General features: G+C 69.1%; 18 protein-coding genes. 7 read left to right on the top strand and 11 right to left on the bottom strand.

The window, feature by feature from the left end:
* Positions 1-8: 8 nt before the first annotated feature.
* Genes PWS46_RS14325 through PWS46_RS14315 form a run of 3 tightly spaced genes read left to right on the top strand, consistent with a single transcriptional unit; the run spans position 9 to position 2,578 of the window.
* On the top strand, positions 9-434 hold the full coding sequence (locus PWS46_RS14325; RefSeq protein WP_434621240.1) for a DsrE family protein: 426 nt from the start codon (positions 9-11) through the stop codon (positions 432-434).
* 13 nt (positions 435-447) lie between these two features.
* Positions 448-1,548: a YeeE/YedE family protein gene (locus tag PWS46_RS14320; RefSeq protein ID WP_434621237.1), complete on the top strand. Its 1,101-nt coding sequence runs from the start codon at positions 448-450 to the stop codon at positions 1,546-1,548.
* Between the two features lie 19 nt (positions 1,549-1,567).
* Entirely contained in the window at positions 1,568-2,578 is a 1,011-nt protein-coding gene (locus PWS46_RS14315) for an MBL fold metallo-hydrolase (RefSeq protein ID WP_434621234.1), read from the top strand.
* A 160-nt stretch (positions 2,579-2,738) separates the two neighbouring features.
* On the opposite strand, the gene PWS46_RS14310 is transcribed toward PWS46_RS14315, so the two are convergent.
* From PWS46_RS14310 to PWS46_RS14295, 4 genes are all read right to left on the bottom strand, one after another.
* A complete protein-coding gene (locus PWS46_RS14310) occupies positions 2,739-4,037 on the bottom strand; it encodes an SLC13 family permease (RefSeq protein WP_434621231.1) in 1,299 nt (432 codons plus the stop codon).
* A gap of 26 nt (positions 4,038-4,063) precedes the next feature.
* Positions 4,064-4,885, bottom strand: a complete 822-nt coding sequence (locus PWS46_RS14305; protein ID WP_434621228.1) for an amidohydrolase family protein — start codon at positions 4,883-4,885, stop codon at positions 4,064-4,066.
* 106 nt (positions 4,886-4,991) lie between these two features.
* On the bottom strand, positions 4,992-5,702 hold the full coding sequence (locus PWS46_RS14300) for a GntR family transcriptional regulator (protein ID WP_434621225.1): 711 nt from the start codon (positions 5,700-5,702) through the stop codon (positions 4,992-4,994).
* A 203-nt stretch (positions 5,703-5,905) separates the two neighbouring features.
* Positions 5,906-6,670, bottom strand: a complete 765-nt coding sequence (locus tag PWS46_RS14295; RefSeq protein WP_434621222.1) for an SDR family NAD(P)-dependent oxidoreductase — start codon at positions 6,668-6,670, stop codon at positions 5,906-5,908.
* 113 nt (positions 6,671-6,783) lie between these two features.
* On the opposite strand from PWS46_RS14295, the gene PWS46_RS14290 reads away from it, so the two are divergent.
* Entirely contained in the window at positions 6,784-7,716 is a 933-nt protein-coding gene (locus PWS46_RS14290; protein ID WP_434621219.1) for a LysR substrate-binding domain-containing protein, read from the top strand.
* 4 nt (positions 7,717-7,720) lie between these two features.
* Here the strand turns inward: PWS46_RS14290 and PWS46_RS14285 are convergent, their stop codons facing one another.
* The 5 genes from PWS46_RS14285 to PWS46_RS14265 are packed head-to-tail and all read right to left on the bottom strand — an operon-like array spanning position 7,721 to position 11,856.
* Positions 7,721-8,434: a histidine phosphatase family protein gene (locus tag PWS46_RS14285; protein WP_434621217.1), complete on the bottom strand. Its 714-nt coding sequence runs from the start codon at positions 8,432-8,434 to the stop codon at positions 7,721-7,723.
* The gene (locus PWS46_RS14280; RefSeq protein WP_434621214.1) at positions 8,431-8,814 is read right to left on the bottom strand and encodes a DUF6285 domain-containing protein; all 384 of its coding nucleotides are present in this window, start codon (positions 8,812-8,814) and stop codon (positions 8,431-8,433) included. Before PWS46_RS14280 ends, PWS46_RS14285 begins: the two co-directional genes overlap by 4 nt.
* On the bottom strand, positions 8,811-9,875 hold the full coding sequence (locus PWS46_RS14275; RefSeq protein ID WP_434621211.1) for a phosphotransferase family protein: 1,065 nt from the start codon (positions 9,873-9,875) through the stop codon (positions 8,811-8,813). The genes PWS46_RS14280 and PWS46_RS14275 overlap by 4 nt, the downstream gene beginning before the upstream one ends.
* Positions 9,872-11,068 carry an acyl-CoA dehydrogenase family protein gene (locus PWS46_RS14270; RefSeq protein ID WP_434621208.1) on the bottom strand — a complete coding sequence of 399 codons (1,197 nt, stop codon included), beginning with the start codon at positions 11,066-11,068 and terminating at the stop codon, positions 9,872-9,874. The genes PWS46_RS14275 and PWS46_RS14270 overlap by 4 nt, the downstream gene beginning before the upstream one ends.
* 20 nt (positions 11,069-11,088) lie before the next feature.
* The gene (locus PWS46_RS14265) at positions 11,089-11,856 is read right to left on the bottom strand and encodes an SDR family NAD(P)-dependent oxidoreductase (protein WP_434621205.1); all 768 of its coding nucleotides are present in this window, start codon (positions 11,854-11,856) and stop codon (positions 11,089-11,091) included.
* Positions 11,857-12,007: 151 nt separating this feature from the next.
* Here PWS46_RS14265 and PWS46_RS14260 point away from each other — a divergent pair, with 151 nt between their 5' ends.
* Entirely contained in the window at positions 12,008-12,703 is a 696-nt protein-coding gene (locus PWS46_RS14260; RefSeq protein WP_434621202.1) for a TetR/AcrR family transcriptional regulator, read from the top strand.
* Here the strand turns inward: PWS46_RS14260 and PWS46_RS14255 are convergent.
* Positions 12,700-14,307 (bottom strand): class I adenylate-forming enzyme family protein, encoded by a 1,608-nt coding sequence (locus PWS46_RS14255; protein WP_434621199.1) that lies wholly within the window; start codon positions 14,305-14,307, stop codon positions 12,700-12,702. The genes PWS46_RS14260 and PWS46_RS14255 overlap by 4 nt on opposite strands.
* A 185-nt stretch (positions 14,308-14,492) precedes the next feature.
* Between PWS46_RS14255 and PWS46_RS14250 the strand changes: the two genes are divergently transcribed.
* Entirely contained in the window at positions 14,493-16,109 is a 1,617-nt protein-coding gene (locus PWS46_RS14250) for an alpha/beta fold hydrolase (RefSeq protein WP_434621196.1), read from the top strand.
* A gap of 23 nt (positions 16,110-16,132) precedes the next feature.
* On the opposite strand, the gene PWS46_RS14245 is transcribed toward PWS46_RS14250, so the two are convergent.
* A complete protein-coding gene (locus PWS46_RS14245) occupies positions 16,133-16,981 on the bottom strand; it encodes an IclR family transcriptional regulator (RefSeq protein ID WP_434621193.1) in 849 nt (282 codons plus the stop codon).
* Between the two features lie 368 nt (positions 16,982-17,349).
* Here PWS46_RS14245 and PWS46_RS14240 point away from each other — a divergent pair, with 368 nt between their 5' ends.
* Entirely contained in the window at positions 17,350-18,240 is an 891-nt protein-coding gene (locus PWS46_RS14240; RefSeq protein ID WP_434621190.1) for an MBL fold metallo-hydrolase, read from the top strand.
* Positions 18,241-18,255 lie beyond the last annotated feature (15 nt).

The following is an 18,255-nucleotide window of genomic DNA, read 5'->3' as shown; positions in this document are numbered from 1 at the left end:
CTCAGACCATGAGCGTTCGTCGTTTCCTGGCACCCCTGCTGATGCTGTTCGCCCTCGGCGCCGCCCCGGCGCTGGCCCAGGACAAGGTCGTCTACCACATCGACAATGCCGCCGAGCAGGGCACCAAGGCGCTGCGCAACATCCGCAACCATCTGGACGTGGCGCCGAAGACCGAGATCCGCGTGGTCACCCATGCCGACGGCGTCGACCTGCTGATGGAGGGCGCCAAGGACACCAAGAACAACATCGACTACGGCCCGCTGATCTCCGACCTGAAGGGCCGTGGCGTCCATTTCGAGGTTTGCGAGATCACCATGAAGCGGCGCAAGCTGAGCAAGGACCAGTTCGTGATGGAGGCGGAATTCACGCCGTCCGGCGTCGTGCGTATCACCGAACTGCAGGCGCGCGACCATTACGCCTACATCAAGCCCTGAGAAGGCAACGGCCATGGGTTTCACCGTCGACGCCCTGATGGAAAGCCTGGGCGAGGACCGTTACATGGCGCTGGGCGGGCTGCTGATCGGCACGCTGTTCGGCGTGGTGGCGCAGCGGTCCCGCTTCTGCCTGCGCGCCTCGACGCTTGAGGTGGCGCATGGCCGGCTCGGCGGGCGGCTGGCGGTGTGGCTGATCGCCTTCTCCACCGCGTTGATGGCGACGCAGGGGTTGATCCTGCTGGGGCTGTTCGACACCGGCAGCGTCCGCCAGCTCAACAACCCCGGCAGCCTGTCGGGCGCGGTCATCGGCGGGCTGATGTTCGGCTGCGGCATGACGCTGACGCGGGCCTGCGCCAGCCGCATGCTGGTGCTGTCGGCCACCGGCAACCTGCGGGCGCTGCTGTCCGGTCTGGTGTTCGCGGTGGTCGCCCAGGCGGCGATGCGCGGCGTCCTGTCGCCGCTGCGCGAGGCGGTCAACGGCTGGTGGGTCATCAGCGGCCAGCAGCGCGACCTGCTGGCGCTGGCCGGCATCGGGCATGGCGGGGCGCTGCTGTTCGGATTGGGCTGGTTCGCGGCGGGCGTGGTGATCGCACGGCGCAACGCCCTGTCGGGATGGTCCTGGCTGGGCGCGGCCGGGGTCGGTGCGACAGTCGCCGCCGCCTGGTGGTTCACATGGCGGGCCGCATCCTCCGCCTTCGATCCGGTGACCGTCCATTCCCTCAGCTTCACCGCGCCGTCGGCCGATTTCCTGATGCTGGTGCTGTCGCCGCCGGGCACCCGCTGGAGCTTCGACACCGGGCTGATCCCCGGCGTGGCGCTGGGCGCCTTCGTCGCCGGGCTGGCCGGGCGCGACCTGAAGCTGGAGGGGTTCAACGACGGCTCCACCATGCGGCGCTACATCATCGGCGGCTGCATGATGGGGTTCGGCAGCGTGCTGGCCGGCGGCTGCGCGGTCGGAGCCGGCGTGTCCGGCGCGTCCATCTTCACGGCGACGGCGTGGCTGGTGCTGTGGTCGATGTGGATCGGTGCCGTGCTGACCGACCTCGCCATCGACCGGCCAGCCCGGGTGCGCGCCGCCGCCATCGCCGCGGTTCCGCCGGTCGCCGCACAGTAACGGTCACAGGAGATCCCGCATGCTTCGCCTGCCCCGCCGCCGCCTGCTGACCGCCGGTGCGGCACTCCTGGCCGCCATACCGGGACTGGGCGCCGTCCGCGCCTTCGCCGCCGGGGTGGAGTCCTTCGTCAAGGGACCGCCGGTGCCCGACCGCCTGCCGGTCCAGGTCAGCCCGCATGTCTGGATCATCCAGGCGCCCGACGGCTTCCCGACGCCGCAGAACCAGGGGATGATGGCGAACATCACCTTCGTCATCGGCCGCGACGGCGTCATCGTCGTCGACAGCGGCGCCTCGCTGCAGATCGGCGAGATGGCGATCCGCATGCTGCGGACGCTGACGCCGAAGCCGGTCGTCGGCATCGTCAACACGCATTATCACGGCGATCACTGGCTGGGTAACCACGCCTTCGCCGAGGCGTTCGGCGAGGATCTGCCCCGCTACGCCCTGCCCCGCACGCGGGAGGCGATCCTGGGGGTGCAGGGCAGCTTCTGGCAAAGCTCCATGGTCAAATGGACGGCGCAGGCCTCCGCCGGGACGCGGATCGTCGCCCCCAACCGCGACGCCAAGCATGGCGACGAGCTGTCGCTGGGCGACGTCCGGCTGCGCCTGCACCATTACGGCACCGCCCACACACCGTCCGACCTGTCGGTTTCGGTGGTGGAGGACGGAGTCATGTGCGTCGGCGATGTGATGATGGACCGCCGCATCGCCAACATGGACGACGGCTCCTATCTCGGCACTTTCGAAACGATGGACCGGCTGCGGGCCGACAGCGACACCCGCATCTGGCTGCCGGCCCACGGCGTGCCCGGCCCCGGCGTTCCGGAGTGGCAGCGCAGCCTGTTCGAAGGCATCTACCAGACATGCGCCGCCGCCGTGAAGGCCGGCCAGCCGATCGAGCAGGCCAAGGCCGCCGTGCTGGCCGATCCGCGCGTCGCCTCCCGCGCGGCGGAGACCAAGGGCTGGGACAGCAACATCGGCAAATACATCAGCCTCGCCTATCTGGAAGCGGAACAGGCCGAGTTCTGAAAGTCCGTGAGCTTTTAGAATCGATTATCGGCCGTCATCCCCGCGAAGGCGGGGATCCAGGAAACTCCGCGGATCAGCGGCGGATGTGGCTGGATTCCCGCCTTCGCGGGAATGACGGCCAAAGAAGTTCATGCGTTCACTCTGACCGCGGGACGGCCGGTCAGAGCGTAAAGGTCAGCACGATGTTCATCAGCACCGCCGCAACGATGCCGAAGGGCGCGGCGCGGAACAGCAGCCGGGTGAACAGCGTGTTGCGGGCGTTTTCCTCCAGCGCCGCGCCGAGGATCAGGCTGCCGCCCGACGAGAAGGGCGAGATCGAGGTCGCCTGCGCACCGACGACGATGGCGGTGAACAGCAGCACCGGGCTCAACGACAGGCTGGTCGCCAACGCCGGCACCAGCGGGAACAGCGTCGGCGTCACCACGCCCAGCGTGCTGGAGAACAGCGACATCGCGGCGGCGACGATGCCGAACACCACCGGCAGGAGGAAGGCCGGGATGCTGCTGCCGAGCCACGCCGCCAGCACGGCGATGGTGCCGGCCTTGATGGCGACGGAGATCAGCATCCCCATGCCGGAAATCATGATCAGCGTCGACCACGGCACCGAGGCGATGGCCTTGCGCTCGTCGCCGAGCTTCAGCAGCAGGGCGATGACGGAGAAGACGCCGGCGATCAGCCCGATGTCGATCTTCGAATTCAGATAGGCCACCGTGGCGTTGCCGGGCATCGCCAGATGCAGCACCGGGCCGAGCAGGACCAGCGCCATCATCGACAGCGTCAGGGTCAGCGTCACGCGCTGCCGTCCGTCGAGCGGCTCCGGCCGGCCGGTGTCGGCGAGCGAGGCGTTCAGGTTGCGGTGGTTGCCGAACAGGAACAGCATCGCGGTGATGACGAAGAACGGGATGATCAGCGTCGCCGCGAAGATGACCCCGCTGTAGAGGAAGGCGTCGGCGTCGCTGGTGCCGTTCGCCGTCATCAGGCCGCGGAAGATGATGCCGCTCTGGCTCGACATGAAGTTGGCGCCGGCCAGCGCGCCGTAATTGGCGCCCATCGCCCCCAGCACCATGTCCAGCCCGGTCCGCCGGCACATCAGCAGCGTGATCGGCGCCATGAAGGCCAGCACGGTGTAATAGCCGGCGCCCATCGCCGCGATCAGCGTCGCCGTCACCAGAATCGCGTAGGGCAGCACCCACGGCACGTTGCGGCAGCGGTACAGCATATGCTCGGCCAGCTTTTCCAGCGTGCCGTTGACCAGGGCGAAGCTGTAGAACAGGCAGACCGAGAAGATGACGAAGAAGATCTTCAGCGGCCACATCTCGATCACCGCGCCCGGCTTCAGCCCGAGCCCGAAACATCCCAGGATATAGGCGAAGGCGATGGCGAACAGGCCGATGTTGATCTTGGTGACATAGCCCAGCACGACGGCCAGGGCGATGGCCAGCACGATGACGAGGGTCATCGGGTTTCCTCCCAAGTTTCTGTATTTCAGGCGAATTGGAATAGCGTTGCCGGATTACGGACGAGGATTTGCGTCCGCTCCGCAGGATCGGGGATCAGCGCATGCAGCCGGGTCACCTCCGTGGCATAGCTGGTCTCCGCCTCATGCTGGGTGTGGGGCCAGTCGCTGCCCCAGACGAAGCGGTCGGAGCCGCCGCAGGCCACGCGCAGCAGGTCGAGGCTGCGCGCCGCGAGGTCGGGCGTCAGCCCGGCGCGGTAGGGGGCGGAGAGCTTGACCCAGACCGACGGGGTCCGGCGCAGCACGTCGAGGAAGTCGGCATGGCGGCGGTTCGCTGGATCGATGCCGCCCTGCGGCAGGCCGAAATGGTCGATCACCACGGTGACGCCGGAGTCGGCGATGGCGGGCACCACCTCTGCGAGGTCGTCGAAACGGCGCTGGATCTCGACCTGCCAGCGGCGGGAGGCCAGGCGGCGGAAGAAGTCCTGCCAGGGTGCCGCCCCGAAATCCTCCAGGTCACGCCCGACGAGATTCAGGCGCGCACCGACGAAGCCGAGGGCGCCGAGCCGGTCCAGTTCCTCTTCCGTCACGCCGGGATCGACGACGGCGACGCCGCGCAGCCGTTCCGGATGGGCGCGCAGGGCGGCTTCGATCAGGCTGTTGTCGGTGCCGAGGAAGCTGGGCTGGATCAGCACGCCATGGCTGAACCCCGCCTTGTCCTGCAGCGCGAACCAGTCGGAAAGCTCCGCCGCATAGTCCGGGCTGTAGCGCCGGCTGGCGGCCATCGGCAGGTCCGGGCGGAAAATATGGGCATGCGTGTCGATGCCCCTGATCGGGGGGTGTGCTGTCATCGATCGATCCATACAGGCAATAGGGGGGCGGCCTCCGCCGCGAGGGGGAGGGTCCGGGAAGGCCGCAAGGAAGGAGCGCGCCGGAAACCGGGTCCGGCGCGGCGGGTCAGCTCAGGCGGCTGCGGTAGCGGAAGCGCTCAGCGGGGCCCTGGGCGATGCGCCATTCGACCGCGGTGCCGTCCACGGTGCAGGCGGTGCGTTCGATCACCGCAGTCGGCGCCCCCGCCGCAAGACCCAGCCGCGCCGCGACCTTGGCATTGGCCGCCGCGAAGCTGACGTCATCGACGGCACTGGCGATGAAGACGTTGAAGCGCTCGTGATAGAGCGGATAGAGCAGCGGCCCGAATTGGGACTCGTCCAGTTCCACGATGCCGTCGAAGCGGGCGCGCGGCAGCCAGATCTCCTCCGACAGCAGCAGGGCGTCGGACTGGCCGCGCAGGCGGTCGAGGCGGATGCAGTCGGCAGTGCCGAGAATCCTGGCGACGGCGGCCGGGGCGGTGGCGGCCGTGCGCGCGATGATGCGGCTCGACGGGATCGTCGCCTCGCCATCGGCGGATTGGACCGCGAAGAAGCGGAACAGCGAGGCGTTGAAGGCGCGCTTGCGCAGATAGGTTCCAGAACCCTGGCGCCGTTCGAGAAGCCCTTCGTCGACCAGCGTCTGGATCGCCTTGCGCACGGTGCCGACCGACAGCCCGGTTTCGGCGGTCAGCTGGTTTTCCGATGGCAGCGCGGTGTCGGGTCCCCATTCGCCGCGCGCCACCCGGGTGGCGAGCGCGTCGCGCAACTGCAGATAGGCCGGCAGGCGCCGATCCGTCATTGACGCGGAATTATGCTGTGGCATCGAGATCCTCCCACAGCCATCCTGTCGCATATGGATGCGTTGGTCAACTAGTTCTATATAGAACTATATGAATGACCGGCGAACATGGCGCTGCCCCCCTTGCAGCGGCGTTTCACAACGCAGCCGCAAGGGGGGCCAACCGATACTGGGGTGCAGAGGCTGCGGGCCGGAACAGCCCGTCAGACCTGCGCCATGCCGCCGTCGGCGAACAGTTCGACGCCATTGATGAAGCTGCTGTCGTCCGACGCCAGGAAGACGGCGGCCTTGGCGATTTCGTCCGGGTCGCCGACACGGCCCAGCGGCACCTGGGCGGCCAGGGCATCGACCAACCCCTGCTGCTGCGCCGCGTCCGGACCGGCCAGTTCGACCAGCCCCGGCGTGCGGACCGGGCCGGGGCTCAACGTGTTGACCCGGATGCCGCGGTCCTTCAGGTCGAGGATCCAGCTGCGGGCGAAGTTGCGCACCGCCGCCTTGCTGGCGCTGTAGACGCTGAAGGCCGGCGTGCCCATGCTGCCGGCGGTGGAGCCGGCAAGGATCACCGACGCGCCACGGCCGAGCAGCGGCAGCGCCTTCTGCACGGTGAACAGCACGCCCTTCACATTGCGGTTGAAGGTGTCGTCGAACTGTTCCTCCGTGATCTCGCCCAACGGCAGCATGCTGCCGCCGCCGGCATTGGCGTAGAGCACGTCAAGCCGGCCCGCCTCTTCCTTGATTTGCGCATAGAGCCGGTCGAGATCGGCGAGGTTGGACGAATCCGCCTGCACCCCGGTCGCCTTGCCGCCTGCGGCAACGATCGCCGTGACTGCGGCCTCCAGTTCGCCCTTGCGGCGGCCGGTGAGATAGACGGTGGCGCCTTCGGCGGCGAAGCGCTTGGCCGCGGCGAGGCCGATGCCGCTGTTGGCGCCGGTGACGAGGGCGATCTTGCCGTCAAGCTTGCCTGACATCTGAAATCTCCTTGGGAATGGGGCATTTTCTGGAGACAAAGCTATCGACGGCGGGCACATATCGAAATAGAAACGATTGAAAACCATCGTTGCAGAATAGTGCAGGATTGGCGATGTCGAAGCTGCCGGATTTCGAAGGGCTGGCGATGTTCGCCAAGGTGGCGGAGGAGCGCTCCTTCGCCGCTGCGGCCCGCGCCATGGGGGTGTCGGTGGCCACCGTGTCGCGTGCGGTCAGCCGGCTGGAGGACCGGCTGGGCGCGCGGCTGTTCAACCGCAGCTCGCGCCGGCTGGCCCTGACCGATTTCGGCCATTCCCTGGCGGAGCGCGCGACCCGCCTCTATGACGAGGCGGAGGCGGCGGAAAATGCGGTGCGCGAGATGTCCAGCCGCCCGCGCGGCCTGATCCGCTTCGCGGTGCCGATGTCGTTCGGACTGCGCTGGGTGGCGCCGCTGCTGCCGGAGTTCTTCCGCCTCTATCCGGAGATCTCCATCGACCTGCACCTGAGCGACGCCACCGTCGATCTGGTCGGCGGCGGCTTCGACGCCGCGCTGCGCATCGCGGTGCTGCCGGACAGTTCGCTGGTGGCGCGGCGGCTGTGCGGGGTATCGCCGGTGGTGCTGGCCGCCCCCGGCTATCTCGCCCATTATGGTGAGCCGCGCCATCCCCGCGAGCTGAACGGCCATCATTGCCTGGGCTATGCCTACCGCCGGCGGCAGGACATCTGGCACTTCACCAACGGTGCCGGCGAGGAGGAAAGCGTCACCCCGTCCGGCCCGCTGCGCGTCACCAACGCCGACGCCCTGGTGCCGATGCTGCTGGAGGGGCTGGCCATCGCCGAACTGCCGGAATTCATGGCCGCCGAGCATCTGGCAACGGGACGGCTGACCGCGATCCTGACCGACTGGTCGCTGCCGAAGGGCGGCCTCTACTTCATCACCCCGTCGGCCCGCACGCGGCCGGCCAAAATCGGCGTGCTGGCCGATTTCCTGATCGAGCGCCTGTCGGAGCCGGCCTGGCGCCGCAGCATCGGCGGCGCCGGACGATAATTCCTCAATCCAGCGCCAGCAGCGGCCCGAACGCCTCCTCCAGGCTGCTGCGGTGCAGGCCGATCTTCGCCGGGTTGCCGGGCGTCACATTCACCGCGCGGATCAGGCGGCGGACCACCCGGCCGGCCGTTACATCGATGTCGATGATGTTGATGCAGCCGTAGTCCTGTTCGAACGCCGACAGGGCCGACAGCCCGGCGCCACAGGCCCAGGACAACAGCATGCGGTTGACGCCGTCATGGGCGACCAGCGCCAGATGGGTCCAGCCCGGTTGCCGGACCAGCACCTCGATGCCCGACACCACGCGGTCGCGCACGGCGGCGAAGCCGTCGCCGCCGGCAAAGCGCCCGTCCTCGCTCGCCGCCTCGAAGCCATAGACGTAGGCCGATTCCCGCTGCTCCTTCGGCACCTCCGACAGCCGGCCGGCGCGGATTTCCAGGAAATCGGGATGGTCCTCCACCGGCAGACCATGCGGCGCGGCGACCGGTTCGGCCGTCTGCCGCGTACGGGCAAGGCCGGAACACAGCACGCGGTCGAGCGGCACCCCGGCCAGCAGGGCGCCGGCCGCCTGCGCCTCCGCCCGCCCGCGGTCGGTCAGCGCGGCCAGCTTCGGGTTCAGCGGCTTGCCAGCGTCGTCGTAATAGGCGACATGGCCGTGGCGCAGCAGATAGAGACGGCGGCGCGCGACCGTGCCGGGCAGGGGCGGAAACAGGCTCATCGGTCGGTGTCCCGTCCTTCGGTGGCCAGACGCTTGGGATTGCTCAGCGCCAGCCTAGCCCGCGTGATGTCCTTCAGCACCGCCCGCAAGGCCGCCTGCCGGTCGGGCGCGTCGAAGCGCCCGGCGTCGATGGCGGCGCAGAGGCTCGGCAGCAAATCCGGAAGATCGCCGTCCTCGCCCAGCAGGCCGCCGACGGCGGCGGCCAGGGCCGGCTCGGCCGCGGTCCCGGCCGCCAGTTCCCGCTCCGCCACCCCCAGCGCGTTGGCGATCATCAGCGCGGTGAAGCGCTGGTCCGCCGGGACCACCGGCAAAATTGCTTCGCGGAAGCTGCGGAGCGCGATGGCGACCAGATCGCGGGCGCCGGGATCGTCGTTGATCATGCTCCACCTCCGGTCATGGGGAATCCACCGACACGGTCGAGATGGCGCAGCAGATCCATTTCGATCTCCGGCAGCATCCGGCCGGTCAGCGCCAGTTCCAGCGACGGTTCGGTGCCGGAGATGTGGCGCTGCGCCTGCTGGATGGCGATGACCGCCCAGCGCATGCAGGCCGCGGCCTCCCAATAGGCGACGGCGTTCGCATCCACCCGCCGCCCGGCGGTCTCCTCATAGCCGGCATAAAGGTCGGCCCGGTCGGCGATGCCGCCAGCCTCGCGGTCGTTGCGGCCGAAGCGCCAGCAGGCGGCACAGAACCAGCCCAGATCCTCCATCGGGTCGGACCAGCCCGCGAATTCCCAATCAATGATCGCGGTCAGCCGGTCACCCTCAACCATGTAGTTGCCGGTGCGGTAGTCGCGATGGCACAGCACGAGATCGCCGGCCGGCGGCGCGTTGCGTTCCAGCCAGCGCAGCCCATAGGCCAGCACCGGATCGCTGGCGGCATAACGCCCGGCCCAGCGGCGGAAATCGGCCGCCGCCTGCAGGGCCGCCGTCGGTTCGGGCGGCGCCAGGAACTCCAGCCCCGCCGCACCCGGCCGCACCCGGTGGATCAGCCCGAGTTGCCGGCCGAGTTCACGGGCCAGATCGCGCCGCGGCTCCTCGCTCTTGACCATGCGGAAACCGGCGGCGATGCCCGCCGCCCGCCGCATGATGTAGAAGGGCGCGCCCAGCATCGCCGGATCGGCGCCGACGAACAACGGTTCCGGCACGGTGGCGCCGGCGGCGAAGACGGCCCGCAGCACCGCGGCCTCCTCCGCCTTGCCCAGGCTGGCCGACACGCCCGACGCCGAGCCGGTGCGCAATACGCAAGGGTGGCGTCCCGCCAGCGGCCCGCCGTCGATCTCCAGCGTGACCGCGAGGTTGAGCGAGATGGCGCCGCCGCTGAGCCGCCCCTCGTCGATGACGGCGACCGCCCGCGCGTCCGCCTGCCCGGCCAGCCAGTACTCCAGCGCCGCTTTCCGGGCTGGCTCCAATCCGCCGGTGGGCTTCGGACCGCCGCTCACCGCCAGCCCCAGAAATCATCGCCCTCGGCGAGGTAGCTGCGGCTCAGCACCATCTTGTGGACCTCCGACGCGCCGTCGACCAGCTTGGCCTGCCGGGCGTAGCGATAGATCCACTCCAGCACCGTGTCCTTGGAATAGCCGCGCGCTCCGCAGAGCTGGATCGCCGTGTCGGCCGCCTTGAACAGCGTGTCGGCGACCTGGACCTTGGCCATCGACACCTCCTTGCGGGCGAAGCTGCCGCTGTCCAGCGCATGCGCCGCCTTCATGGTCAACAGCCGGCCGATCTCGATCTGCATCGCCGTCTCGCCCAGCATCCACTGCACGCCTTCATGCTCGGCCAGCGGCATGCCGAAGCTTTCACGCTCCTTCACATAGGCGCCGGCGATCTCCAGGCAGCGCTTGGCAAGGCCGGTCCAGCGCATGCAGTGGGTCAGCCGCGCCGGGCCAAGGCGGATCTGCGTCGCCTTCAGCCCGTCGCCGACATTCATCAGCACGTTTTCGTCCGCGATCTCCAGCCCGTCGAAGATCAGCTCGCAATGGCCGCCATGTTCCTCCGGCCCCATGATCGGGATGCGGCGTTCGATGCGCCAACCGGGCTGGTCCTTGTCGAACAGGAAGGCGGTCAGCCCCTTGCGCGGATCGTCGGAGGTGCGCGCCATCAGGATGAAATGCTGCGCCGCGTCGGCCCCGGTGATGAACCATTTGCGGCCCGTCACCACCCAGCGGTCGCCCTTGCGCTCGGCCCGCGTCTTCATCATCGACGGGTCGGAGCCGCCACCCGGATGCGGTTCGGTCATGGCGAAGGCGCTGCGCACCCGCCCCTCGACGAGGGGGGCTAGCCAGCGCTCCTTCTGGGCCGGGGTGCCGACCATGCTCAGCAGACGCATGTTGCCGTCGTCTGGCGCGGCGGCGTTGAAGCAGACCGGCCCGAAGATGGAGCGGTTCATCTCCTCGTAGCAGGCGGCGACGCCGACCATCGGCAATCCGTGGCCGCCGACCTCTTTCGGCAACTGCAGCGTCCACAGCCCGGCCGCCTTCGCCTTGGCGCGCAGCGTTGCCAGCGGGGCTTCGGCGATGTTCTCGTGCTCGTCCCAATTGGCGCGGTCGGCCTCGACGGGAAGGATCTCCTGCTCGACGAAGGCGCGGACGCGACGGCGATAGTCTTCCAGCTCCGGCGGAAGGGTGAAGTCCATGGAACCGCTCCTTGATCTTTTTAAAGCGAGGAGACCAGATGGCCGCCGTCGACGGCCAGCACCGATCCGGTCATGTAGGCGCCGGCATCCGACGCCAGCAGAAGCAGCGGCCCGTCCAAATCGGCCAGCCGGCCGAGCCGGCGCTGCGGGATGCGCTTGACCAGCGCCTTGCCGGCGTCGCTGGCGAAGAAGTCGGCGTTCAGCTCGGTCTCGACATAGCCGGGGCAGAGCGCGTTGACGCGGATGTTGTAGCGCGCCAGTTCCAGCGCCATCGCCTTGGTCAGCTGCACCAGCCCGCCCTTGGCGGCGATGTAGGACGACACCTGCCCCGCCACCCGCATGCCGAGGATGGAGGCGATGTTGACGATGGCCCCGCCCTGCTTATCATCGCGCATGCGCTGCGCCACCGCGCGCGCCACGCGGGCGCAACCGGTCAGGTTGGTGTCGATGACCCGGTCCCACTCCTCCTCGCCCATGTCGAGGAAGGGGCGCGTGGCGGTGACGCCGGCATTGTTGACGAGGATGTCGATGCGGCCCAGTGCCCCCCACGCCTCCCCCACCGCGGCGGCGACGGAGGCCGGATCGGTCACGTCCGTGGCGACGACGACGGCGTTGCCGCCGGCGGCTTCGATGGCGGCGCGGGTTTCGGCCAGCGCGTCGGTCCGCCGCGCGGCCAGCGCCACGCGGGCGCCCGCCTTGGCCAGAACACCGGCGAAATGGCGGCCGAGGCCGCTCGACGCGCCGGTGACCAGCGCCGTTTTGCCGGTCAGATCGATGGAGACGCTCATGCTTCCTCCCATGGTCGGGATTTCTTGACGAGGCGGCGGGACACGGCCCCGAACAGCACCCTTGAAAAAACGAGCGAGCGCTCGCTTTATATCCTTACAGCCGATCTTGTGCAAGAACGATCGGTGTCGCAAACGATAGGACAGCCGGGGTATGAGCAGCTTGCGGGATTTCCAGGCACGGCACGATCTGTCGATGGAGGCGCTGTGCGCGCGCATATTGGAACGGCATGCCGCGACCATCCGGGTGAAAAAGCCGGCGGTCGCCATCGCCAACCTCGCGCGGATCGTCGAAACCACTCTGACCCTGGCGAACCGCAAGGGCTTCCATTCCACCAGCCTGCGCGACCTGACCGAACAGTCTGGGCTCAGCATGGGCGCGCTCTACGCCTATTTCGACAGCAAGGACACGCTGCTGATGATGATCCTCGGTCAGGTCGTCGGCGTGGTGGAAGAGGTGCTGGGCCACCCGCCGGACGGGCTGGCGAACGACCCGGCCGGCCGGCTGCGCTGGCTGCTGCGCACCCACCTGTTCCTGACCGAGACCATGCATCCCTGGTTCGTCTTCGCCTATATGGAGGCGAAGTCCTTCCCCAAGGAGGGCCGCGACCTTGCCGTCAGCAGCGAGATGATGACGGAGGGCATGATCGCCGACGCGCTGGCCGACGGGGTCGCCCGCGGCCTGTTCGCGGTGCCGGACGTGACGATGACCGCCGCGCTGATCAAGCCGATGCTGCAGGACTGGTACGTCAAGCGCGCCAAGCACCGCCGCCGCGGCATCACGCCCGACCTCTATGCCGAGCAACTGATCGCCTTCGTCGAGGCGGCGGTGGGGCTGAGACGGGCTTAACTCACGGACACCTGATCGCGCAGCACCCGCTTGGTCACCTTGCCGTTGGCGTTGCGCGGCAGCGCGTCGCCCAGCAGCGTGACGTAATCGGGCACCTTGTACTCGGCGAGATTGGCCCGGCAGAAGGCACGCACCTCCTCCGCTGTCAGGCTGCCCGACTTGGAGATGACGAAGACATGAATCTTCTCGCCCAGCACCGGATCGGGATGGGCGACCACCGCCGCCTCCACCACGTCGGCATGGCGCACCAGCAGGTTTTCGACCTCGACGCTGTAGATCTTATGGCCGCCGCGGTTGATGACGTCGTTCTTGCGGTCGTAGAGCCTCAGATAACCGCTCTCGTCCAGCGCACCGATGTCGCCGGAGCGCCAATAGCCGTCGACGAAGCTGTCGCGGGTGGCATCCTCGCGGTTCCAATAGCCGCGGATGGTCATCGGCCCGCGGATCCAGACCTCCCCGCTCACCCCCGGCGGGCATTCGCGGCCCTGTTCGTCGACGATGCGCAGGTCGCCGCAGGGCACGCACATGCCGACCGAATCCAGGCAGGCGCGGGTGTGACCGATGGGGACGACGCTGATGATGGTGGCGCATTCGGTGGAGCCGTAGGCGTTCAGCAGATGCAGGTCGGGCAGCCGCTCCGCCATTGCCTCCACCGTCGCTTCGGGCATCGGCGCGCCGCCGAAGCCGCCGATCCGCCAGGATGACAGGTCGTAGCGGCTGAAATCGGCGCGCAGCAGGCAGAGATTGTACATGGCCGGCACCAGCACGGTGGAGGTCATGCGCTCCCGGCTCGCCAGTTCCAGGAAGCTGGCGACGTCGAAGGCCGGCATCATCACGGTGCAGCCGGCGACGCGGATCATCGCCATGATGACGGCGACCAGCCCGGTGACATGGGAGGCCGGAACCGCCAGCACCGCCCGCTCGCCGTCGCGGTAGTCCCAGCATTCCTCGAAATGCATGGCGGAGTGGATGATGTTCACATGGGACAGCAGCGCGCCCTTCGGCTTGCCGGTGGTGCCGGAGGTGTAGAGGATGACGGCGGTGTCCTCCTCCCGCTGCGGGGCCGCGGAGTCCGGAAGCGGAGCGTCCGTTTCCAGCAAGTCTTCGAAGGGGCGGCAGCCGTCCGCCGCGCCGCCGGCCGAGAAGCGCGAGACGAGTGACGGCACTTCCGCTGCGTCGGGCATGCGGTCGGCGAGAGCCGCGTCGTGGATCAGAATCGAAGCGCCGCAATCGTTCAGAATGCCGGCGATGCCCGGCCGCTGTTCCCGCGCGCTGACCGGCACCGCGACGATGCCGGCGCGCGCCGCCGCCAGCAGGGCGATCAGGAACTCCGCGCGGTTGCTGAGCACCAGCGCCATGCGGTCGCCTCGCCGGGCGCCTTGCGCCAGCAGGGCTGCGGCGGCCCGCGTCACCAGCACGTCCAGCTGCCGGTAGCCGTACCGCCGCGCCCCATCCACCAGAGCCTCGCCATCCGGCCGGCGGGCGACGGCGGCGCGGAGCATAGCGTCGATGGTGGCGGGACGCTCGCTGTAGCATGGTACGAGACGCGTGCCGAAAAGCAGCTCGCGCCGTTTGGGAACGCCCGTTCCGTCCGGCCAGGCCATGCCCGTCCTCCCTGACGATTTGGTTGAAATGAATGGCGGCAGCGGTGCGGTGGTGGCGGTGCCGCCCTTGTCGCTGTTGCAGAAACTATGTCATCCTATGAACTGAGTGTCAAACAGCGGCACCGTCAGCGCAACGAACAAAATGGCTGGCCCGCGCCTCGCGCCGGCCGATCGGGAGGAATCCGATGCCGACACCCCATTATGTGACCCTTGCCGACGGCCAGATGCGCGTCTGGCGCAGCGGCTCGGGACCCGATCTGCTGGTCCTGCCGGGCCTGATCGAAGCGGCATCGGTGTGCGCCGACAGGCTGTCGCGCGCCCTGCCCGGTTGGACCATCACCGCGCTCGACCTTCCGGGAACCGGCGGGTCGGTCACCTGCTGGGCGGAGGACATCGCCGGGCTGGCCCGCCTGATCACCGATGCCGCCGGCCGGCTCGGCTTGCCCGCCTGTCCGCTGCTCGCCTTCGACCTCTCGGCGCCGCTGGCCCGTGCCTTGCCCGAGGCGGGGTGGCGGCCCGATGGCGTGCTTCTGGTCAATGCCGCCGCGGCGGAGGGATGGAGCGAGCGCGGCCTGCGTCCCGCCCCGCTGGCGCCCCGCGCGGACGGAACCCATCTGGCGGTGCTGTGGGCGCATCTGCGCGACGCCCATGTGCTGGAACCGCGCGACGCCAGCCACCCGGCCAAAGCCGGCGCGCCCCTGCCCGGCCCCACCGAACTGGACGCGACGCTGCGCAGCGCCGCCGCAGCACCGGCACGTTACGAGGCGCTGTGGTCCATCTGCCTGGACGCCATGCGCAGCAAGTCCGACTCCGCCGACGGCGCGCTTTGCGTCGAGGGGTTGGAAGAGGCCACCGCTCGTCTCGCGCCGATGGCCGCCGGCCGGAAACCCGCCGGGCCGCTGCCGCCGACGCGGCCCTTCGCCGATCCGCTGCGGGTCTGGCACGACTACGCCGACACGCCCGCCGGCCGGGTCCATCTGCGCCGCGCCGGGAGCGGCCGGCCGCTGCTGGCCTTCCAGTCGGCGCCGGGGTCGTCGGCACCGCTGCTGCCGCTGCTGCATGGGTTGGCGCCGGGACGGGAGGTCATCGCCCCCGACTATCTCGGCAACGGCGACTCCGGCAAGCCGGAGCGCCCGGTGGATGTCGGCGTGCTGGCCGACGACATGCTGGCGCTGGCCGACGCGCTGCATCTGGACAGCTTCGATCTGTGGGGAACCCATACCGGCGCCCTGGTGGCGCTGGACCTGACCGTGCGCCATCCCGACCGGATCGGCCGCGCCGTGCTGGAGGCGCCGGTGCTGATCCCCGCCGACTTCAGCGCCGACATCCTCGACCATTACTTCCCGCCGCTGGCCGCCGACCGCTGGGGGCTGCATCTGCTCCAGGCCTGGAACATGCGGCGCGACATGTTCCTGTTCTGGCCGTGGTACCGGCAGGAGCGCGCCGCCGCCCGCGCCATCGGCGTTCCCGACGCGGCGGTGCTGCATGACTGGACCATGGGCCTGCTGGCGAGCGGCGGGCATTACGACCGCTCCTACCGCGCCGCCTTCCGCTACGACACGCGGGCGGCACTGGTGCGCCTGACCCGCCCGGCCCTGATCTGCGCCGGCCCCGCCGACATGCTGGTCGAAGGGCTGGCGGAGGCGCGGACGCTCGCCCCGGCCGGAACGGAGGTCATGCCGACCCCCGCCACCGTCTGGTATCCCGGACAGGGTGACGAGGCGGTTCAGGCAACGATCGACTGCTACGCCGCCTTCCTGACTGCAGGACCTGACAGGGCGAATCTGCACCCGGTGGCATAGCGCGACACTGCTGCCGCCCCGCCTCAGCCGCCGATGGCGGATTGGGCGCGGGCGGCGCGGTGCAGCGGCGGCGCCGACAGGGAGTAGAGGTTGGCCGAGATCTCGCGCACGGCCTCGCGCATCTCCTCCAGGAAATTGGGCTGGCCGTTGCGGACGATGTGGGGGGTCAGGCCGGTCAAACTGACCGCCGCCACCAGCCGGCCGTCGGGATCGAACAGCGGCATGGCGATGGCGGCCAGCCCCTCGATCACGTCGTCGACCGCCACCGACCAGCCGCGCTCCCGCACCTCCTCCAGTTCCTTCGCCAATTGGCGCGGGTCGGTGGTCGTGTGGGGGGTGAGGCGCGTGGTCCCGCGCGCCAGAACGCGGTCGACCTCGGCCTCCGGCAGATAGGCCAGCAGCACGCGCGGCGCCGCGCCGCAGTTCATCGGCAGCTGCCCGCCGACGATCCACCAGCGCACCGCCACCGAGCGGTCGCTGTGGAACTGGTCCAGGCACACCGCCGATCCCTCGTGATAGACCGACAGGAACACAGTGCTGCCGGTGGTTTTCGCCAGCCGCGACAGGATGGTGGAGGCGATCTGGCGCAGGTCGCGCCGTTCCGGCACCGCTCCCGCCAGCTTCAGGATCTCCAGACCCAGGCTGTATTTCTGGCTCTGTGGATCGAAGGCGGCGAAGCCGTCCTGCACCAGCGTCAGAAGGATGCGCCGCGCCGTCCCCTTGTCGAGCTTCGCGGCGGTCGCAACCTCCGTCAGGGTCAGGGTCGGCCCCTCCTGATAGAAGCTGCGCAGCACGGCCAAGGCCCGCGACACCGCGCGGACGCTCAGCCCGTTCTTTTCCGTGCCCTGGTTGTCGTCCTGTTCGGTGTCCATACGCTCAAGCCCCTTTTGGATGTCCCGCATCTCGAGTCCGGGCGGCAGCCCCGCCGCCCGGCACAGCCGACGGAGGGTGGCGGAACCGCCCTCATCCCGTCGCGGTAGCAGCGCGCCGGTAGCATTGAAGGCCCGCGCCCACTTGCGCAACCCCTTTCCACCATCCCTGACTCAGTCCGCCGTTCGTGTCAAACAGTGACACCATTTTTGCCTGTTGACACCGCAGAGCGCAAATGGTTTCCTTGCCCAACAAACAGAACAAGCGCGCCGCCATCGCCTCTGCGGATGGCCGGCGCCCCATATTCCGGCCCGCCGCAGTCCCCCGCTTTTCCGGACCGGCCGCCGGCACCCTGCACGAGGGGAGGACAATGCACACCATCGCCCTGGGTGCGTTCACGGTCACGCGGATCGAGGAAATGCTGACGCCGGGTTTCGACCCCGGCTTCCTGTTTCCGGCCTATGACGAGGCGATCCTGACCCGGAACCCCGAACTGGCCGAGCCAAACTTCCTCGATCCGGCATCGCGGCGCCTGATGTCGAGCATGCACAGCTGGCTGATCCGCACCGGCCGCCATGTGATCCTGATCGACACCGGCTGCGGCAACCACAAGGAACGCCACACGCCGGGGTTCGAGCGCTTCCACATGCTCGACAAGCCCTATCTGCGCCACCTCGCCGAGGCCGGCGTGCGGCCGGAGGACGTGACCCTGGTCATCAACACCCATCTGCACATCGACCATGTCGGCTGGAACACCCAGCTGGTCGACGGACGCTGGGTCCCGACCTTCCCCAACGCCCGCTACATCTACGGCGCGCAGGAGTTCAAGCACTGGCGCAGCCCCGAAGGCGGGCTGATCGGCATGCCCGGCAACGGCCCGGTGATGGAGGACAGCGTGCTGCCGGTGTGGGAAGCCGGACAGGTGGACCTGATCGAGGACGGCGACAGCATTCTCGACGGACTGTCGGTGGAGTTGGCCCCCGGCCACACCGCCGGGCAGATGTTCGTCCGGCTGGAGTCGGATCGCCATGCCGCCTACTTCACCGGCGACTGCCTGCACCAGCCGATGCAGGTGGCGCGTCCCGACTGGAACAGCCGCTTCTGCGAGGATCAGGCCCAGGCGGTGGCGACCCGCCGCCGGCTGCTGGACCATGCCGCCGACCGCGGCGCCCTGGTCTTCCCCGCCCATTTCGGCGCCCCCCACACCGGCTTTGTGCGCCGGACGGCCGAGACTTTCCGGTTCGAGCCGCTCGCGGCCTGATCAAATCAGAGGGAC

The sequence above is a fragment of the Azospirillum sp. B2RO_4 genome (assembly GCF_051124815.1).
GTDB lineage: Bacteria > Pseudomonadota > Alphaproteobacteria > Azospirillales > Azospirillaceae > Azospirillum.
This window is presented reverse-complemented; position numbering and strand designations above follow the sequence as displayed.